Source organism: Leifsonia sp. PS1209, assembly GCF_012317045.1.
GTDB lineage: Bacteria > Actinomycetota > Actinomycetes > Actinomycetales > Microbacteriaceae > Leifsonia.
Genome location: NZ_CP051154.1, coordinates 2,700,264 through 2,717,346 on the forward strand (window position 1 = coordinate 2,700,264; position 17,083 = coordinate 2,717,346).

The window sequence follows — 17,083 nt, forward strand, 5'->3', positions numbered from 1 at the left end:
GCGATGAGACTCTCCCGCCTGAAACGCCTGCCCTCCCGGGTCAAGCGCGCCGCCCGTTTCGAGATCCACGCGCACTGGCGTCGGCAGCCGCTCGTGATCGGCTCGGTGTTCTACGAGTCCTTCTCCGGCAACGGGATGCTCGACAACCCCGAAGCGATCTTCCGTGAGCTCCTGGCCGCCCCCGACCTCGCCCACCTCACCCACGTCTGGGCGCTCTCCGACCTCACCCAGTACCGTGCAGCCGTCGAGGAGTTCGCCGGGAACCCGCGGGTCAGCTTCGTCAAGTACGGCTCCGCCGCGTACTACCGCGCCCTCGCCACCAGCCAATACCTGGTCAACAACGCGACGTTCCCTCCCGACTTCGGCAAGCGCGACGGGCAGGTCTACCTCAACACCTGGCACGGCACGCCGCTCAAGCGCATGGGCTACGACATCGAAGACGGGGCGCTCGGCACGGCGAACATCGTGCGCAACTTCGTGCAGGCCGACTACCTGCTCGCCGCCAACCCCTTCATGGCCGAGCAGATGTACGAGACCGGCTACAAGCTGACCGGGATCTACCGCGGCACGCTGGTCGAGGAGGGTTACCCGCGCATCGACAGGCAGTTCCTCGACGACGCGGGCCGCGCGTCCCTCCGCCGTCAGCTGACCGAGGCGGGCATCCCGCTCGGCGACAGGAAGATCGTGCTGTACGCGCCCACCTGGAAGGGCGCGTCGTTCGGGCGGCCCACCGACGACATCGACGAGATCCTCGCGCACGTCGCCGCGATCGAGGAGCGCATCGACACCAGCAGGTACGTGGTGCTGCTGAAGACGCACCAGAGCGTGCACAAGCTCGCCAGGCACCGGCCGGAGCTGAAGCGGATGCTCGTGCCGAACGAACTGCCGACGAACGCCGTGCTCGGAGCGACCGACGCCCTCATCACGGACTACTCGAGCATCTACTTCGACTTCCTGCAGACCGGCAGGCCCATCCTGTTCTTCACGCCGGACATCGCGGACTACGCGGGCACCCGCGGCCTCTACTTCGAGCCGGACGAGTGGCCGGGCCCTGCGCGCATGTCCGCACGCGAGATCGGCGACGACCTCGCCGCCATCGCCGAGAACGGGGATGCGGTGCCGGAGGAGTGGCGCGAGCGCTACCTCGCCGCGCAGCGCAGGTTCACTCCGTACGAGGACGGCGCCGCGTCGAAGCGCGTCGTCGACATCGTCTTCCGCGGCGTGCGCGACGGCTACCGGCTGCGCACCGACCTCGCCGACGACGGACGCGTCAAGCTCCTCCTCTACCTGGGCGGGATGCGTCCGAACGGCATCACCACGTCCGCACTCAACCTGCTCAACAACCTCGACCACGACCGCTACGACGTGTCGGCGTTCTTCGCGCAGAGCAGGTCGAAGGCCACCATCGGCAAGCAGAAGCAGATCCACCCCGCCGTGCGGCAGTTCCCGCGGGTCGGCGGCATGAACGGCGCCAAGCTGCGCCACCTCGCCCGCCACCTCGACTTCCGCCGCGGACGCATCGCCGAGCACGCGAACATCCCGTCGCAGAACCGGCTGTGGAACGACGAGTGGTCGCGCTGCTTCGGCGAGAGCCGCTTCGACTACGTCGTCGACTTCTCCGGCTACGGGCCGTTCTGGGCGACCCTGCTGCTGCACTCCCCCGAGGCGGAGCGCTCGATCTGGCTGCACAACGACCTGGCGTCGGATGCGCACCGCGAGGTCGGCGGCGAGAAGAAGATGCTGCACAGTCTCACGCAGCTGTTCACCCTCTACGAGCAGTACGACCACCTCGTGTCGGTGTCTCCGACGCTGTCGGACATCAACAGGGACGGCCTGGCGGAGTACGCGCGGCCGGAGAAGTTCACCTATGCGCTGAACACGGTCGACGCCGAGCACATCCTGGAGAACGCGCAGGCCGACCTGCACGAGCTGACCTTCGACGAGGAGACCGGCACGAACCCGGCCTGGGCGAACGCGCTGCTCGCGCACGACGACGAGGTGACCACGTTCGTCAACGTCGGCAGGCTGTCCCCGGAGAAGAACCAGGCGCGGCTGATCAGGGCGTTCGCGGAGGTGCACGCCGCGCATCCGGCCACCCGGCTCGTCATCGTCGGCGCCGGACCGTTGTTCGACGACCTCACCGCGCTCGTCGAGAGCCTGGGGCTCACCGACTCGGTGTTCCTGACCGGGATGCAGCGCAACCCGCACGCGATCATGGCGGCGGCGGACTGCTTCGTGCTGTCGAGCGACTACGAGGGCCAGCCGATGGTGATCCTCGAGGCGCTGGTGCTCGGCCTGCCGATCGTCACCGTCGAGTTCGCCTCGGCCAAGAACGCGCTGCCCGCCGGCAGCGGCCTCGTCGTGCCGCAGTCGGACGCCGGTGTCGCCCAGGGGCTCACCGCGTTCCTCGCCGGAGAGGTGCCCGCGAGCACGTTCGACTACGTGGCGTACAACCGCAAGGCGGTTGGCCAGTTCTACGCGGCGATCGGCGCCGAGTAGCGGCGGGTTCCCCGTTTCCGGTCGGTCAGGCGCGCGCGATGAGCGCGGGGATGGCCGACCGGGCCGCTGACGGCAGTTCGCCGTAGAGCGCTCCGCGGCCGTCGCCGAGGCGCGCGTCGATGAAGGCGGCGCCGATCCCGTCCGGCGCGTGACGCAGCAGCAGCGACGCCTGCAGGGCCAGCGCCAGGGACGCGACGAGCGGCCGGACGGCGGCCTGCGCATCCCGGGGGTCGGTGCCCGCGAGGCCGGCGACGGTCGCGCGCACCGCATCGTGGTGGGCGTCGAATCCGGGATGCACGCCACGCGCCGCGGCGAGCTCGGCGTCGAACGCGTCGAGGGAGTCCGGCTCGCGCTGCAGTGCGCGCAGCACATCCAGGGCGATCACGTTGCCAGAGCCCTCCCAGATCGCCATCACCGGCTGCTCGCGGTAGCGGCGCGCGAGCGGGAACGCCTCGGTGTACCCGTTGCCGCCGAGACACTCCAGTGCCTCGTACGCATGCCCCGGCCCGCGCTTGCAGACCCAGTACTTGGTCACGGCAGTCGCCAGGCGGCGGAAGGCGCGGTCGGCGTCCGACGCGTCGGCGTCGTGAGCGCGCGCCAGCCGCAGGGCGACCGCCGTCGCCGCCTCCGACTCGAGAGCGAGGTCCGCGATCACGGCGGTCATCGCCGGCTGGTCGATGAGGTGCGCGCCGAACGCCGATCGGTGCCTGGCGTGCCAGGCCGCTTCGGCGACCGCCTGCCGCATCCCGGCCGCGCTGCCCAGGATGCAGTCCAGCCTGGTGCGGTTCACCATCTCCAGGATGGTGCGCACTCCTCTGCCCTCCTCGCCGAGCAGGTGCCCGACCGTGCCGTCGAACTCGACCTCGCTGGAGGCGTTGGAGCGGTTGCCGAGCTTGTCCTTGAGCCGCTGGATGGCGAAGACGTTGCGGGTGCCGTCGTCGAGCATCCTGGGCACGAGAAAGCAGCTCAGACGCGATTCGCTGTGGCCGGACGGCGTCTGCGCGAGCACCAGGAACGCGTCGGACATCGGGGCCGAGCAGAACCACTTGTGCCCGGTGAGCACATGGTGGCCGTCGCCGTCCGGGACGGCCGTGGTGGTGTTCGCCCGCACATCCGAGCCGCCCTGCTTCTCGGTCATGGCCATCCCGAATAGCGCCGAGCGTTTGCCTGCCGAGAGGTCGGGGCCGTACGAGCGGCTGAGCAGGCGAGGCAGCCAGGCTGCGCTCAGCGTGTCGGAGGCCGCGAGCGCAGGGACGGCCGCGTGGGTCATCGACACCGGGCAGGCGTGTCCTGGCTCGATCTGCGCGAACAGCATGAACGTGGCGGCACGGGCGACGTTCGCGCCCGGCCGTGGCTCCGCCCAGGCCGACGTGTGGGCGCCGGCGGCGACGGCCTCGCCGAGGATGCGGTGGTACGACGGGTCGTACTCGACCTCGTCGATCCTGGTGCCCCAGCGGTCGAAAGCGCGCAGCTCCGGTTCGTGCACGTTCGCGCGTTCGGCGTCGTGCTGGAACCGTGCGCTGCCGACAAGCCGGCCGACGGCGGCCAGGTCGGAGGTCGCCCATCCGGCGTCGTGGCATTCGACCGCCTCGGCGAGGGGGACGTTCGCGGCGAACTCGTCCAGGTCGACGCGAGGCGGCGGCTGGTTGGTGACGGCGTGCGTTGCCATGCGGCGAGCCTAGCCGCGCAGGATGCGTCAGCCTTCGAGCTGCTCGGAGAGTTCCAGCCAGCGGGTCTCCAGGGTGGCGATCTCGTCGTCCAGGGCGCGCAGCTCGGCGGAGATGACGCCGATGCCCTCGTAGTCGCTCTGGTCGTGCTGGGCGAGGCGTTCGTGCGTCGCCGCCACCTGGTCTGCCAGCTTGCCCAGGCGGCGGTCGATGGAGGTGACCTCCTTCTCGGCCGCGCGCAGGGCGGCGCCGGTGAGCGCGGGGGCGGCCGCGGATGCTCCGGATGCGCGGGATGCCGCCGCTCCGGATGCGGGCACGGCCGCCGCGGTCGCCGCCGGTCCCCCGCTCGCCAGCTGGCCCTTCCGCAGTCGCAGGTACTCGTCCACTCCTCCCGGCAGGTGCCGGAGGGACGCATCCATCACCGCGTACTGCTGGTCGGTGACGCGCTCGATGAGGTAGCGGTCGTGCGAGACGACGATGAGGGTGCCCGGCCAGGAGTCGAGCAGGTCCTCCATCGCGGCGAGCATGTCGGTGTCGAGGTCGTTTGTCGGCTCGTCGAGGATGAGCACGTTCGGCTCGTCGAGCAGGATGAGCAGCAGCTGCAGGCGCCGCTTCTGGCCGCCGGAGAGGTCCTTGACCGGCGTGGACAGCTGGGCGTTGGTGAAGCCGAGGCGTTCGAGGAGCTGACCGGGCGTCATCTCCTTGCCGCCCGCGAGGTAGGTGGTGCGCTTGCCGGCGATGACGGCGCTGACCCGCTCGTCCATCACGTCGTCCAGCTCGGACAGCTGCTGGGTGAGGGTGGCGATCTGCACGGTCTTGCCGCGCTTGACACGGCCGGAGGTCGGCTCGACGGTGCCCGCGATGAGGCCGAGCAGCGTGGACTTGCCCGCGCCGTTCACGCCGAGGATGCCGGTGCGCTCCCCCGGCGCGATGCGCCACTCGATGTCGCGCAGCACGGTCTTCGGCGGGTAGATCACGGTGGTGTCGAGCAGGTCGACGACGTCTTTGCCGAGCCGGGCCGTGGCCATCTGGCTGAGCTCGACGGGGTTGCGCACGGGCGGCTCGTCCGCGATCAGCTCGGCGGCGGCATCCATCCGGAACTTGGGCTTGGAGGTGCGGGCGGGGGCTCCGCGGCGCAGCCAGGCGAGTTCCTTGCGCATCAGGTTCTGGCGCTTGCCCTCGACCACCGCCGCCATCCTGTCGCGCTCGACGCGCTGCAGGATGTACGCGGCGTATCCGCCCTCGAACGGCTCGATCAGGCGGTCGTGCACCTCCCACGTTGCCGTGGAGACCTCGTCGAGGAACCACCGGTCGTGGGTCACCACCACAAGGCCGCCCGCTGTGGCGGGCCAGCGGGTCTTCAGGTGCGCGGCCAGCCAGGCGACGCCCTCGATGTCCAGGTGGTTGGTCGGCTCGTCCAGGAACAGGATGTCGTGGTCGTGCACCAGCAGCGCGGCGAGCGCGACGCGGCGGCGCTGGCCACCGGAGAGCTCGCCGACCGTCGCCTCCCAGCGGATGTCGGACACGAGCCCGGCCAGCACGTCCCTGACGCGCGCATCCCCGGCCCAGAGGTGTTCCTCCTGGTCGCCGACGATGGCCTGGCCGACCGTGAGGGCCGGGTCGAGCTCATCGCCCTGGTCGAGCATCCCGACGCTGACGTCGCGGCGGCGGGTGACGCGTCCGGAGTCCGGTTCGATGCGCCCGGCGAGCAACGAAAGCAGCGTGGACTTGCCGTCGCCGTTGCGGCCGACGATGCCGATGCGGTCGCCCTCGTTGATGCCGATCGTGACGCTGTCGAAGATCACGCGCGTCGGGTATTCGAGGTGCAGCGACTCAGCGCCGAGGAGGTGTGCCATGAGGGTTTCCAGCCTACCGGCCGGTCGTTCGCCCCCAGGACGGGGGAATCCGGGCCGCCCGATGGTGTGCGAAGATCGCTGAGACCGGTCCGTCTCCCGAATACCCGCACGGCGTACGGCCGGTCGGGATGGGGAACCAACGTGACCGACGAGGCCTCGAACCCGGATGCGAAGCCGCTGTTCGGCCGCGACAGGGAACGCGAGACGATGCTGCTCGTCGCCCATCGTGCACTCGGCAAGGGCGGCGCCCTGCTGGTCACCGGAGAGGCGGGGCTCGGCAAGACCGCGCTGCTCGCCGACGTGGCGGAACGCCTCGACGGCTGGACCGTGCTGCGGGTGCACGCCGACTCGTTCGAATCCGACCTCAGCTACGCGACGGTGGAGACCCTCGTGCGCGGGCTCAACGCGGTCAGCGGGACGCGCATCCGGCCGCCGGAGCCGTCGGACGACCCTCTCACGGTGGGGCGCCTGCTGCTCGACGCCGTCGACGGGGTCGGCAAGCCGGTCTGCCTGATCGTCGACGACGCGCAGTGGGTCGACGAGGCGTCGGCCAGGGCTCTGCGGTTCGTGGTGCGGCGGCTGTCCGATCAGGGCTTCCTGTTCACCGCGGCGACCAGGCCGCTCCCGGGCAGCGTGGTCTCGCTGTTCGAGGACGTCGCCGCGTCGACGGTCAACCACGCCAGAGTGGAGCTCGCCCCGTTCTCCGTCGCCGACACCCAGGACCTGGCCCAGCACATCCTGGGTCACGCGGTCTCCCGGCGCACGGCAACCAGACTCACCGAGGCGACGCAGGGATCTCCTCTGCTGCTCAGCGTGCTGCTCGGGCAGCTGCGGGACACCTTCGCCGCGGCCCTGCACCCGGCGGGCTGGGACCTTCCCGCCGCCGCGATCACCCCGCTCTCCACGGCGGTCGGCTCTGCGCTCGAAGGGGCAGACCCGTCCGTGCGCGAGGCGGCCGAGATCATCGCCGTGCTCCGCGATCCGCTTCCGCTGCCCGTCTTCGGCACCATCGCCGCCCGGCTCGGCAGCCGGGTGGATGCGGCGGGCGCCGTCTCCCGCGGCCTCGTGCTCTCGTCCGAGCGGGACGGCGTCGTGTGGGTGGAGCCGGCGCACGCCATCCTCGCCGATGCCCTCAGTGGCGACCTGACCCTGGAGCGCAGGGTAGCCATCCACCGGATCGCTGCCGAGGTCCTGACCGGACACCGCGCCCTCCGCCACCGCGTGGAGGCGGCCGACGTCGCAGACCCGACCCTCGTGGCCGAACTGCTCGAAGCGAGCAGGGTGGCGGCCGACCGCAACCAGGCGGATCAGGCGATGAGCTACGCCCGCTCGGCCGTGCACCTCGCGGCTCCGGGGGCGGAGCACGACCGCGCCCTGCTGGAGATCGGGCTGCTCGCGCTGCGCACCAGGATGCACGAGCGCATCTTCGACCTGGCGCCCGCCATCGAGGCGCTGCCCGCTTCGCAGGCGCGCGATCTCGTCGTGCTCGAACTGCGCACGCTCACCGGCGACATCCCGGGTGCGCTCGGCATCGCCCTCACGCTCGAAGCGAGCCCGGCGACCACGGCGGACGAGCGGGCGATCCGCGCGCACGTCGCAGAGGCGCTGCCGAAGGTCCTGATGGCGACGCGCGACTTCCCCGGCGTCTTCGACCACCTCGACACCGGCCGTCGCCTCATCGCCGAAGCGCCGTCCGACCCGGACGAGATCGCTGACCCCGCCCTGCGCTGGCTCGCCCAGCCCCGCGACTACCTGCTGCGGCTGCTCGGCTGGGCGCTCACCGCCGCCGGACACGTGCGGCCCGCCGTGGTCGGTGAGCTCGTCGCGGAACTCGACGACCTCCTCGCTGCCGCGTCGACGCCGTCCACCGTCTCCCCGTCCGTCGTCGACGCGTTCATCTCCCGCGCCCGCGTGTTCGTCCTCAGCGGCGACATCGACCGCGCCCGCGACGACCTGGCGCAGGCCAACGAGCTGCTGCGCCGGTTCCCGTCGAGCTGGACGGCCGGGTTCGGACGCACGATCTACGCCCACGTCCTGTTCCTCCTCGGCGAGTGGGACGAGTCGGTCACCCTCGCGGACGCCTCCGTCGCGCTCGCCCTCGACGAGACGGACCTGTCCGGCTGGCCGATCGCCCTCTGGGCGTCGACGCTGGTCCGCGCGGGGCGCGGAGAGGCGGCGGCCGTGGAGGAGCGCCTCCGCTCCGCCGCCCAGGCGAAGCTCAGCATCGCCGGGTCGTACGACAGCGACCTCCCGTTCATCGCGCGCGCCGAACTCGCCCGCGCCCTCGGCGACCGCGCGACCCAGCTCGCCGCGACGGAGGAGGCGGAGGCGGTGGCGACCCGCGCATCCACTCTCGGCTGGCTGACCTACCGGGTGGATGCGCTGGCGGCACTCGGCCGGGCGGCGGACGCGCGCGCCGCGTTCGCCCTCTGCCAGGCGCCCGGGATGTGGCGACCGTACTACGGCTCGCTCGGCTGGCTGGAAGGCCGCGTGCTCGAAGCCGAGGGGGCGCGGCATGAAGCGCTGGACGCGTACCTCGCGTCGCTCGACGATGCGTCTGCTGCGCGGTTCCCGTTCCCGCAGGCTGTCGCGGCGGCCGACGCCGGGCGGCTGCTGGCCGAGCTCGGCACGGACCGGCCGCGCGCGACGGCGCTGCTCGAACAGGCGGCCGACACGTTCCGCCGGGTCGGCGCATCCGGGTATCTGTCCCGCTGCGCCCGGCTGCTGGAGGAACTGAGCGCGAGCGGCAGAGGGGCGGACGACGCGCAGACGGACCCGTTCGCGCCGCTCACCACGAGGGAACGGCAGGTCGCGTACGCGCTCGCGGCCGGCATGACCAACAAGGAGATCGCGGAGCGGCTGTACGTGTCGGTGACCACCGTCAACTTCCATGTGCGGAACATCCTGGCGAAGCTGGAACTGTCGTCGCGGCGTGATCTGCGGAAGCTCAGCATCGCCTCCCGCAGCGTGCGCGCGACCCGTGCCAGGCACCGCCCCGTCAATACTTGACGGTTTTCCTCCCACGGTTATGAGCCCACCTGACGGCCTCGGTATTTTGGGATCACACCCCGGGATGCCCGCCCGCTGGGACGCTTGGATACGATGCTCAACGAATCGTCTCAACACCCGACTTGCGTCTGCGCGCTGGGCATCCCTGGGTAGAAAACCAGGGTAGAAAAACCTCCCCCTTCGCGATTCTCAGAGACTTCTTGCCGCCGTCCCGACATGCTGGGGAGCGCACAATGAATCGAGAGGCGGTCGGATGAACCTGCTGCAAGCCCTGATCCTCGGCATCGTCGAAGGCATCACGGAATTCCTTCCCGTGTCGAGCACCGGCCACCTGACAATCGTCGAGAAACTCCTCGGACTGCAGATCGACGACCAGGGTGTGACAGCGTTCACCGCGATCATCCAGGTCGGCGCCATCCTCGCGGCGATCATCTACTTCTGGAAAGACATCGTCCGCATCGTCGTCGCCTGGGCGCGCGGCCTGTTCAACCGGGATGCGCGCGGCCACGACTACCGGATGGGCTGGTACGTGATCATCGGCTCCATCCCGATCGCGATCGTCGGCCTGGTGGCCAAAGACCTCATCTCGGGCGGCCTGCGCAACCTGTGGGTGGTGGTCGCCGCCCTCATCCTGTGGAGCATCGTCATGTGGGCGGCGGAGCGCGTCGGGAAACAGGACCGGCACGAGGAGTCGACCACCGTGCTCGACGCGGTCGCCATCGGCGTCTTCCAGGTGATCGCCCTCATCCCGGGCGTCTCCCGCTCGGGCGCGACGATCAGCGCCGGCCTGTTCCGCGGCCTCGACCGCGTGGCGGCGACCCGGCTGTCGTTCTTCCTCGCCATCCCGGCGCTCGTCGCGGCGGGTGGATACGAGGGCATCACGCAGGCGAGCGCGATCAGCTCCAGCGTCGGCTGGCTGCCCACCATCGTGGCCACGATCGTGAGCCTCGTCGTGGCCTACGTGAGCATCGCCTGGCTGCTCCGGCTGGTCACCAAGCACCCGATCACGGTCTTCATCTGGTACCGCATCGGCCTCGCGGTGGTCGTCGCCATCCTCCTCCTCACCGGAGTCATCACCGCCACCTGACCCCGCCGAACGACGAGATGCCAGTACCTGTGGCGCATCCCGGGCGTTTCGCGACAGTTACTGGCATCTCGCAGCGGCCTAGTCGTTGAGGATGCGTGCCCCGTGCACCGGGCCGGTCGCCCGCACCGCGGTCAGCCGGGCGGCGCTCAGCGCGATCTGCAGGTCGAGCGCGCTGTCGAGGTCGGCCGTCAGGAAGGCGACCGTCGGGCCGGAACCGGAGACGATGCCGGCGAGCGCGCCGTTCATCTCCCCCAGCTCGATGACGGCGCCGATCTCCGGCGCCAGGTGGATGGCCGGGGCCTGCAGATCGTTCGTCAGCGACTCGGCGAGCATGGCCGGGTCTCCCGCCCGCAGGGCCTGCAGCACGGCCGTGTCGACCGTCGGGGTGAACTGCGCCGGCGCGATGTCGCGGGAGTGACGTTCGCGGTGCCGGTCGAGCTCGCTGTAGACCGCCGGCGTGCTCAGCTGGCTGTCCGGCAGCGCGAGCACCCAGTGGAACTGGCCGGTGGCGAGCGCCGGGCTCAGCCTGTCCCCCCTGCCGGTTCCGATGGCCGTCCCGCCGACCAGGGCGAACGGCACGTCGGCGCCGAGCCGGGCGGCGATGGCGTGCAGGTCCTCTTTGCTCGCCTCCGTGCCCCAGAGCGCGTCGCAGGCGACGAGGGTGGCCGCCGCGTCCGCGGAGCCTCCGCCCATCCCGCCCGCGATCGGAACGTGCTTGTCGATCTCGAGGCGGACGCCGCCGGTGTATCCGGTCTTCCTGGCGAGCATCCTGGCCGCCTTGACAGCGAGATTGGTTCCGTCGGTCGGCAGGTCGCTGGTGTCGATCGAGCCGCCGAACGTCACCGAGAAGTCGTCCGCCGGATACGCGCGCACATCCTCGTAGAGGGAGACCGCCTGGTAGGCCGTCGCGACGTCGTGGTATCCGTCGTCCATCACCGCCCCGACGCGCATGAACACGTTGATCTTGCCGGGGGCTCGCACGTGAACTGCGTCAATGGCCGGAGTGGTCATAGTCCCAACCTACAGGCGGATGAGCCGGGCGCTAGACCCGAGCCGTTGCGAGCCGGACGAAGTCGGCGATGCCGAGCTGCTCGCCCCGCAGCGTCGGCGCGATCCCGGCCGCCTCCAGGGCCGTGGATGCGGTGGCCGCGTCGCCGTAGACGGGCGCGAGCGCCTGCCGCAGCATCTTCCTGCGCTGCTGGAACGCCGCATCCACCAGTTCGAAGGTGCGCAGCCGCAGCGTCTCGTCGCCCGGCTCGTCGTCGTGGCGTTCGAACGCGACGAGCACAGAGTCGACGTTCGGGACCGGCCAGAACACCTGGCGGCTCACCGTGCCCGCCGTGCGCCAGCTGCCATACCAGGCCGCCTTGACGCTCGGGGCGCCGTAGACCTTCGAGCCCGGCTCGGCGGCGACCCGGAAACCGACCTCCGCCTGCACCATCACCACCCCGCTCCGGATGCCCGGGAAGTGTTCGAGGAAGTGCAGCAGCACCGGAACGGAGACGTTGTACGGGAGGTTGGCGACCAGCCGCGTCGGCGAGAGCGGCAGCTCAGTGACGTGCAGCGCGTCCTTGTGCACGACGGTGAGCCTGTCCGCCGCCTCCTCCGCCATCGTGCGCACCGTGACCGGCAGCTGCTCGGCGAGCCGTCCGTCGATCTCGACGGCGACCACGGTCGCGTCGGCTTCGAGCAGCCCGAGGGTCAGCGAGCCGAGCCCGGGGCCGACCTCGACCACCACGTCGCCCGGCTGCACCTTGGCGACGCGCACGATCCTGCGCACGGTGTTGCCGTCGATGACGAAGTTCTGGCCGAGCTTCTTGGTGGGGGTGACGTCGAGCAGGTCGGCCAGGTCGCGGATCTCGGCGGGGCCGAGGAGTCGCAGCGCGGTCACGCGATGATCCCGATCGGGGTGGTCGGCGGCGATGCGACGGGCTCGGCGTCCCAGCGTCCGTAGACCAGCTCGGTGTTGGAGCAGATCTGCGCGGCCAGGGTGGAGGCGTCCGTGCCGATGGTCTCGGCCATCGCGCGCAGCGTGTGCGGGATGAGGTACGGCGCGTTCGGCCGGCCGCGGAACGGCGTCGGCGTGAGGAACGGCGCGTCCGTCTCGACCATGATCAGCGAGCGAGGGGCCGCGCGCAGCGCCTCGCGCAGGTTCTCCGCGTTCTTGAACGTGACGTTGCCGGCGAACGACATGTACCAGCCGTTGTCCGCGCAGATCTGCGCGAGCTCGGCGTCGCCGGAGAAGCAGTGGAAGACGGTGCGCTCCGGAGCGCCCACGCGCTTGAGGGTCGCGATCACGTCGGCGTGCGCATCCCGGTCGTGGATCTGCATGGCGAGGTCGTTCTGCTTGGCGATCTCGATGTGCGCCTCGAACGAGCGGAACTGCGCATCCCGCCGCGGGCCGGCCTCGGTGCGGAAGAAGTCGAGCCCCGTCTCGCCGATGGCACGAACGCGCGGTCGCGTGGCCAGCTCGGCGATCACCGCGAGCGCGTCGTCGAGTTCGCCGCGCTCCGCGTAGTCGGGGGCGTCGTTGGGGTGCAGGGCGACCGCGGCGAGCATCCGGGGCTCGATGGCGGCCATGTCGGCCGACCAGCGCGAGGTCTCCACGTCGTTTCCGACCTGCACGACACCGCGCACGCCGACACTGGATGCACGGTCCAGCTGCTCCCGGTAGTCCATCGGCTCGTCGCCGTCGGAGATCTCCAGGTGCGTGTGGTTGTCGTAGACGGGGACGACCAGCGCCTCCGGAAGCGGCGGGTACTCCAGGTCACGCCCGTCTGTGACGTGACGCTGCCGGATGAACGCCGGGTCGGTCATGCGCCGGGCACCGCGTCCGCGTCGATCCGGGGGAACAGCGCCTCGAGTCCGTTGACGGTGGTGCCGGCGGGAAGCTGGCCCCACTCCCCCGCGCTGCGCAGCGGCTGGTCGTCGAGGTCGCCGAGCTCGTCCTCCGCTCCGAGCGCCACCCACAGCTTGAGGGTGGCCTTCGGGATGACGGGAGACAGCAGCACGGCGAGCGCGCGCAGCCCCTCCGCCGCGGTGTAGAGCACGGTGGCGAGACGTTCGCGCTGTGCCTCGTCCTTCGCGAGCGACCACGGCTCCTGGGCCGTGATGTAGCCGTTCAACTCGTCGACGATGGTCCAGATGGCGGTGATGGCGTCGTGGATGGCCAGCTTCTCGATAGCGGCGTCGGCCGCCGTCGCCGCGTCGGCGACGGTCTGGCGCACGGCGAAGTCCGCGTCCTCGTAGCGCCCGGCCTGCGGCACGACGCCCTCGAAGTATCTGGTGACCATCGCGACGACCCTGGATGCGAGGTTGCCGAACCCGTTGGCGAGCTCCGCCTGGTAGCGGGCGGACAGGTCTTCCCAGCTGAACGAGCCGTCCTGGCCGAAGCTGATGGCGCGCATGAAGTAGTAGCGGAACGCGTCGGACCCGAACGTGTCGGTGATCTGGGTGGGCGCGATGCCGGTCAGCTTGGACTTGGACATCTTCTCGCCGCCGACGAGGAGCCAGCCGTGACCGTAGACCTGGTGCGGCACATCCACCCCTGCCGCCATCAGCATGGCCGGCCAGATCACCGCGTGGAAGCGCAGGATGTCTTTGCCGACGATGTGGGTGGCCGGCCAGCGCCTGGCGAAATTCTGCTCGTCCTGGCCGTAGCCGACGGCGGTGGCGTAGTTGAGCAGCGCGTCGAACCACACGTAGACGACGTGCGACTCGTCCCACGGCACCTTGATGCCCCAGTCGAAGCTCGACCGGGAGATGGACAGGTCGCTGAGGCCCTGGCGCACGAACGAGACGACCTCGTTGCGGGCGGACTCCGGCTGCACGAACTCCGGGCGCTCCTCGTAGAGCGCGAGGAGCTGGTCGGCGAACTGGCTCATCCGGAAGAAGTAGTTCTTCTCCTGCAGCAGTTCGAGCGGCTTCGAGTGGATGGCGCACACCTTCTGGCCCTCGTACTCGCCCGTGCCGTCCACGATCTCGCTCTGCGGCTTGAACTCCTCGCAGCCGACGCAGTAGAGCGCCTCGTACTCGCCCGCGTAGATGAAGCCGTCGTCGTAGAGCTTCTGCAGGAACTTCTGCACGTTCTTCTCGTGGCGCTCGTCCGTGGTGCGGATGAAGTCGTCGTTGGCGATGTCGATGGTCTTCAGCAGCGGAAGCCACTCGTTGGTGACGAGACGGTCCGCCCACTCCTGCGGGGTGGTGCCGTTCGCGGTGGCTGTGCGCAGGATCTTCTGCCCGTGCTCGTCCGTGCCGGTCAGCAGCCAGGTGTCGTCACCGGCCTGCCTGTGCCAGCGCGCGAGAACGTCGGCGGCGACCTCCGTGTATGCGTGCCCGATGTGCGGGACATCATTCACGTAGAAGATCGGCGTGGTGATGTAGAACGAAGAGCCGTCGGACATGGTGACTATCCTACGGGCGCGCCGGGGCGCATCCTGGCGTATTACCGTCGGGGGTCACTTCCGGTCGAGTGCGGCCTGGTAGAGGTCGCGCTTGCCGAGGCCCGTCGCCTCCGCGACCTCGCCCGCCGCGTCTTTGAGCCGCACGCCGCCCGCGACCAGCGCGAGCACCTGTGTTACGCCGGTCTCCAGGTCGACCGTGCGCGCCTCCGCTCCGGCGACCACGATCGCGATCTCGCCGCGCACGCCCTCCGCCGCCCAGGCCGCGAGCTCGGCCGCGGTGCCCCGCTTGACCTCCTCGAACAGCTTGGTGAGTTCGCGGCAGACCACGACGCGCCGGTCGTCGCCGAGCACCGTCGCGAGGTCGGCGATGGAGGCGGCGAGCCGGTTCGGCGACTCGAAGAACACCATCGTGCGCGGCTCGGAGGCCAGCGCGCGGAAGGTGCTCAGGCGTTCGCCCTGCTTGCGCGGCAGGAAGCCCTCGAAGGTGAACCGGTCGGTGGGCAGGCCGGACACGGCGAGCGCCGTCACCACGGCGCTCGGGCCGGGGATGGCGGTGACGCCGACCCCGGCGGCCGCCGCGGCCTCGACGAGGTGGAAGCCCGGGTCGGACACGGTCGGCATCCCGGCGTCGGACAGAACAACCACATCCTGGTCCTTCGCCAGCTCGACCAGCTCGGCCGCCTTGTCCCGCTCGTTGTGGTCGTGCAGGGCGATCAGACGCGGGCGGTTCTCGATGCCCAGGCCGGCGAGCAGCCGCTGCGTCACCCTGGTGTCCTCCGCGGCGACGACGGTGGCGGCGCCGAGCACTTCAATCAGCCGGAGCGAGGCGTCCTTGAGATTGCCGATGGGGGTGGCCGCGAGGATGATCATGCATCGAGTCTGTCACCCGGAGACGCACCCTCTAGCATGATCTGGTGACCTCGACACCCGCCATCGGCCTCCCGATCGCGCCTCCTCCGGCGGAGCCGACGGGCAGCAGGCTCGACGACTGGTGGGGCAGGATGCTCCGCACCCCGCTGCGGATGAAGCTCTGGTACTGGGGCGCCCCCGTCGCCGTCACGCTGCTCGCCGCGATCCTGCGGCTCTGGAACCTGGGGTACCCGCACGCACTGGTGTTCGACGAGACCTTCTACGTGAAGGACGCGTACTCGCTGATGCACCTCGGCTACGAGGGCAGCTGGCCGGACAAGGCGGACGCCCAGTTCGCGGGCGGCAACACGAACATCTTCACGTCCGATCCGTCGTTCGTGGCGCATCCACCGCTCGGCAAGTGGATGATCGCGGCCGGGCTTGCTGCGTTCGGCGCCGGCGACGCGTTCGGCTGGCGCATCTCGACGGCCGTGGTCGGCATCCTGGCCGTTCTCGTCGTGTTCCTGATCGCGCGGAAGCTGTTCACGTCGACGCTGCTGGCGACGATCGCCGGGTTCCTGCTGGCCATCGACGGTCACGCGATCGTGATGAGCAGGGTGGCGCTGCTCGACAACTCGGTGATGTTCCTGGCGCTCCTGGCCTTCTGGTGCATCCTGCTGGACAGGCAATGGCACGCCACCCGGCTCGCCGAGCGGGTGCACGCAGCGTGGGCGGCCGGCCGCGACCCGGCCTGGGGTCCCGTGCTGTGGTGGCGGCCCTGGCTGCTCGCCGCCGGCCTGCTCTGCGGGCTCTGCGCCGGCGTGAAGTGGAGCGGGTTCTACTTCCTGGCGTTCTTCGCCGTGTACACGGTGGTCGTCGACATCGTCGCGCGCCGCAGGGTCGGGCTCCCCTTCTACATCAGCGGGGCGATCCTGAAGCAGGCTCCGGCGACGTTCGTGCTGATGGTGCCGATCGCGTTCGTCAGCTACGTCGCCACCTGGACCGGCTGGATCGTCACGAAGGGCGGCTACTACCGGCACTGGGCGGAGTCGACGCACATGCAGTGGAGCGGCGGGCTCTCCTGGGTGCCGCTCTGGCTGCAGAACCTCTGGCACTACCAGACCGAGATGTACAACTACAGCATCAACCTGCACGTCTCGCACCCGTACCAGGCCAACCCGCTGACCTGGCTGCTCATGATCCGGCCGACCAGCATGTACTACGTCGGCTCCAATCTCGGCGAGAACGGATGCACGGCCAACGCCTGCTCGTCGGCGATCACCTCGCTCGGCAACCCGCTCATCTGGTGGGCGGCGGCCGCGGCGGTGTTCTACCTGGTCTACCGCGTCATCCGGTACAGGGAGTGGCAGGTCGGGCTGATCCTCACCGGGCTCGCCGCCGGCTATCTGCCGTGGCTGCTCTACATCAACCGCACGATCTTCGAGTTCTACGCCATCGCGTTCGAGCCGTACCTGATCCTCGGGCTGACGGCGGTGATCGGGATCGTGCTCGGCAAACGCAGCGACCCCTCCCCGCGTCGCACGCGCGGGATCATCTGGGTCGGGCTGTTCCTGCTGGTCGCGACGGCGGTGAGCATCTTCTTCTGGCCGCTCTGGACGGCCCAGCAGGTGCCGTTCTGGTACTGGCAGATCCACATGTGGCTGCCCAGCTGGGTCTGACCGGCAGGTCTGTCGCCCGTCGGTGGCCGGTGGT

At 70.2% G+C, this 17,083-nt stretch carries 11 protein-coding genes; 4 read left to right on the forward strand and 7 right to left on the reverse strand.

The genetic code is table 11. The features are described from left to right. Positions 1–3: 3 nt before the first annotated feature. Positions 4–2,499 (forward strand): glycosyltransferase, encoded by a 2,496-nt coding sequence (locus HF024_RS12870; RefSeq protein WP_168689790.1) that lies wholly within the window; start codon positions 4–6, stop codon positions 2,497–2,499. A gap of 25 nt (positions 2,500–2,524) precedes the next feature. On the opposite strand, the gene HF024_RS12875 is transcribed toward HF024_RS12870, so the two are convergent. Further along, positions 2,525–4,168, reverse strand: a complete 1,644-nt coding sequence (locus tag HF024_RS12875) for an acyl-CoA dehydrogenase family protein (RefSeq protein ID WP_168689791.1) — start codon at positions 4,166–4,168, stop codon at positions 2,525–2,527. Positions 4,169–4,195: 27 nt separating this feature from the next. After that, positions 4,196–6,022 carry an ABC-F family ATP-binding cassette domain-containing protein gene (locus tag HF024_RS12880; protein ID WP_168689792.1) on the reverse strand — a complete coding sequence of 609 codons (1,827 nt, stop codon included), beginning with the start codon at positions 6,020–6,022 and terminating at the stop codon, positions 4,196–4,198. A 141-nt stretch (positions 6,023–6,163) separates the two neighbouring features. On the opposite strand from HF024_RS12880, the gene HF024_RS12885 reads away from it, so the two are divergent. Continuing rightward, on the forward strand, positions 6,164–9,031 hold the full coding sequence (locus tag HF024_RS12885) for a LuxR family transcriptional regulator (RefSeq protein WP_168689793.1): 2,868 nt from the start codon (positions 6,164–6,166) through the stop codon (positions 9,029–9,031). Positions 9,032–9,284: 253 nt separating this feature from the next. Continuing rightward, positions 9,285–10,118 (forward strand): undecaprenyl-diphosphate phosphatase, encoded by an 834-nt coding sequence (locus HF024_RS12890; RefSeq protein WP_168689794.1) that lies wholly within the window; start codon positions 9,285–9,287, stop codon positions 10,116–10,118. A 78-nt stretch (positions 10,119–10,196) separates the two neighbouring features. On the opposite strand, the gene HF024_RS12895 is transcribed toward HF024_RS12890, so the two are convergent. The 5 genes from HF024_RS12895 to rsmI are packed head-to-tail and all read right to left on the reverse strand — an operon-like array spanning position 10,197 to position 15,391. Continuing rightward, positions 10,197–11,129, reverse strand: a complete 933-nt coding sequence (locus tag HF024_RS12895; protein WP_168689795.1) for a 4-(cytidine 5'-diphospho)-2-C-methyl-D-erythritol kinase — start codon at positions 11,127–11,129, stop codon at positions 10,197–10,199. Between the two features lie 31 nt (positions 11,130–11,160). Further along, a complete protein-coding gene (rsmA, locus tag HF024_RS12900; protein WP_168689796.1) occupies positions 11,161–12,009 on the reverse strand; it encodes a 16S rRNA (adenine(1518)-N(6)/adenine(1519)-N(6))-dimethyltransferase RsmA in 849 nt (282 codons plus the stop codon). Continuing rightward, a complete protein-coding gene (locus HF024_RS12905) occupies positions 12,006–12,935 on the reverse strand; it encodes a TatD family hydrolase (RefSeq protein WP_168689797.1) in 930 nt (309 codons plus the stop codon). Before HF024_RS12905 ends, rsmA begins: the two co-directional genes overlap by 4 nt. Beyond that, a complete protein-coding gene (metG, locus tag HF024_RS12910) occupies positions 12,932–14,521 on the reverse strand; it encodes a methionine--tRNA ligase (protein ID WP_168689798.1) in 1,590 nt (529 codons plus the stop codon). The genes HF024_RS12905 and metG overlap by 4 nt, the downstream gene beginning before the upstream one ends. Positions 14,522–14,575: 54 nt before the next feature. After that, entirely contained in the window at positions 14,576–15,391 is an 816-nt protein-coding gene (rsmI, locus tag HF024_RS12915; protein ID WP_168689799.1) for a 16S rRNA (cytidine(1402)-2'-O)-methyltransferase, read from the reverse strand. Between the two features lie 44 nt (positions 15,392–15,435). Here rsmI and HF024_RS12920 point away from each other — a divergent pair, with 44 nt between their 5' ends. Beyond that, positions 15,436–17,049, forward strand: a complete 1,614-nt coding sequence (locus HF024_RS12920; RefSeq protein ID WP_247597110.1) for a phospholipid carrier-dependent glycosyltransferase — start codon at positions 15,436–15,438, stop codon at positions 17,047–17,049. The last annotated feature ends 34 nt before the right edge of the window (positions 17,050–17,083 follow it).

What these genes read in the sequence shown, in the direction of transcription:
- HF024_RS12870 (WP_168689790.1), top strand. Translation starts at nt 4, where the DNA reads ATGAGACTCTCCCGCCTGAAACGCCTGCCCTCCCGGGTCAAGCGCGCC.
- HF024_RS12875 (WP_168689791.1), bottom strand. Translation starts at nt 4,168, where the DNA reads ATGGCAACGCACGCCGTCACCAACCAGCCGCCGCCTCGCGTCGACCTG.
- HF024_RS12880 (WP_168689792.1), bottom strand. Translation starts at nt 6,022, where the DNA reads ATGGCACACCTCCTCGGCGCTGAGTCGCTGCACCTCGAATACCCGACG.
- HF024_RS12890 (WP_168689794.1), top strand. Translation starts at nt 9,285, where the DNA reads ATGAACCTGCTGCAAGCCCTGATCCTCGGCATCGTCGAAGGCATCACG.
- HF024_RS12895 (WP_168689795.1), bottom strand. Translation starts at nt 11,129, where the DNA reads ATGACCACTCCGGCCATTGACGCAGTTCACGTGCGAGCCCCCGGCAAG.
- HF024_RS12905 (WP_168689797.1), bottom strand. Translation starts at nt 12,935, where the DNA reads ATGACCGACCCGGCGTTCATCCGGCAGCGTCACGTCACAGACGGGCGT.
- metG (WP_168689798.1), bottom strand. Translation starts at nt 14,521, where the DNA reads ATGTCCGACGGCTCTTCGTTCTACATCACCACGCCGATCTTCTACGTG.
- rsmI (WP_168689799.1), bottom strand. Translation starts at nt 15,391, where the DNA reads ATGATCATCCTCGCGGCCACCCCCATCGGCAATCTCAAGGACGCCTCG.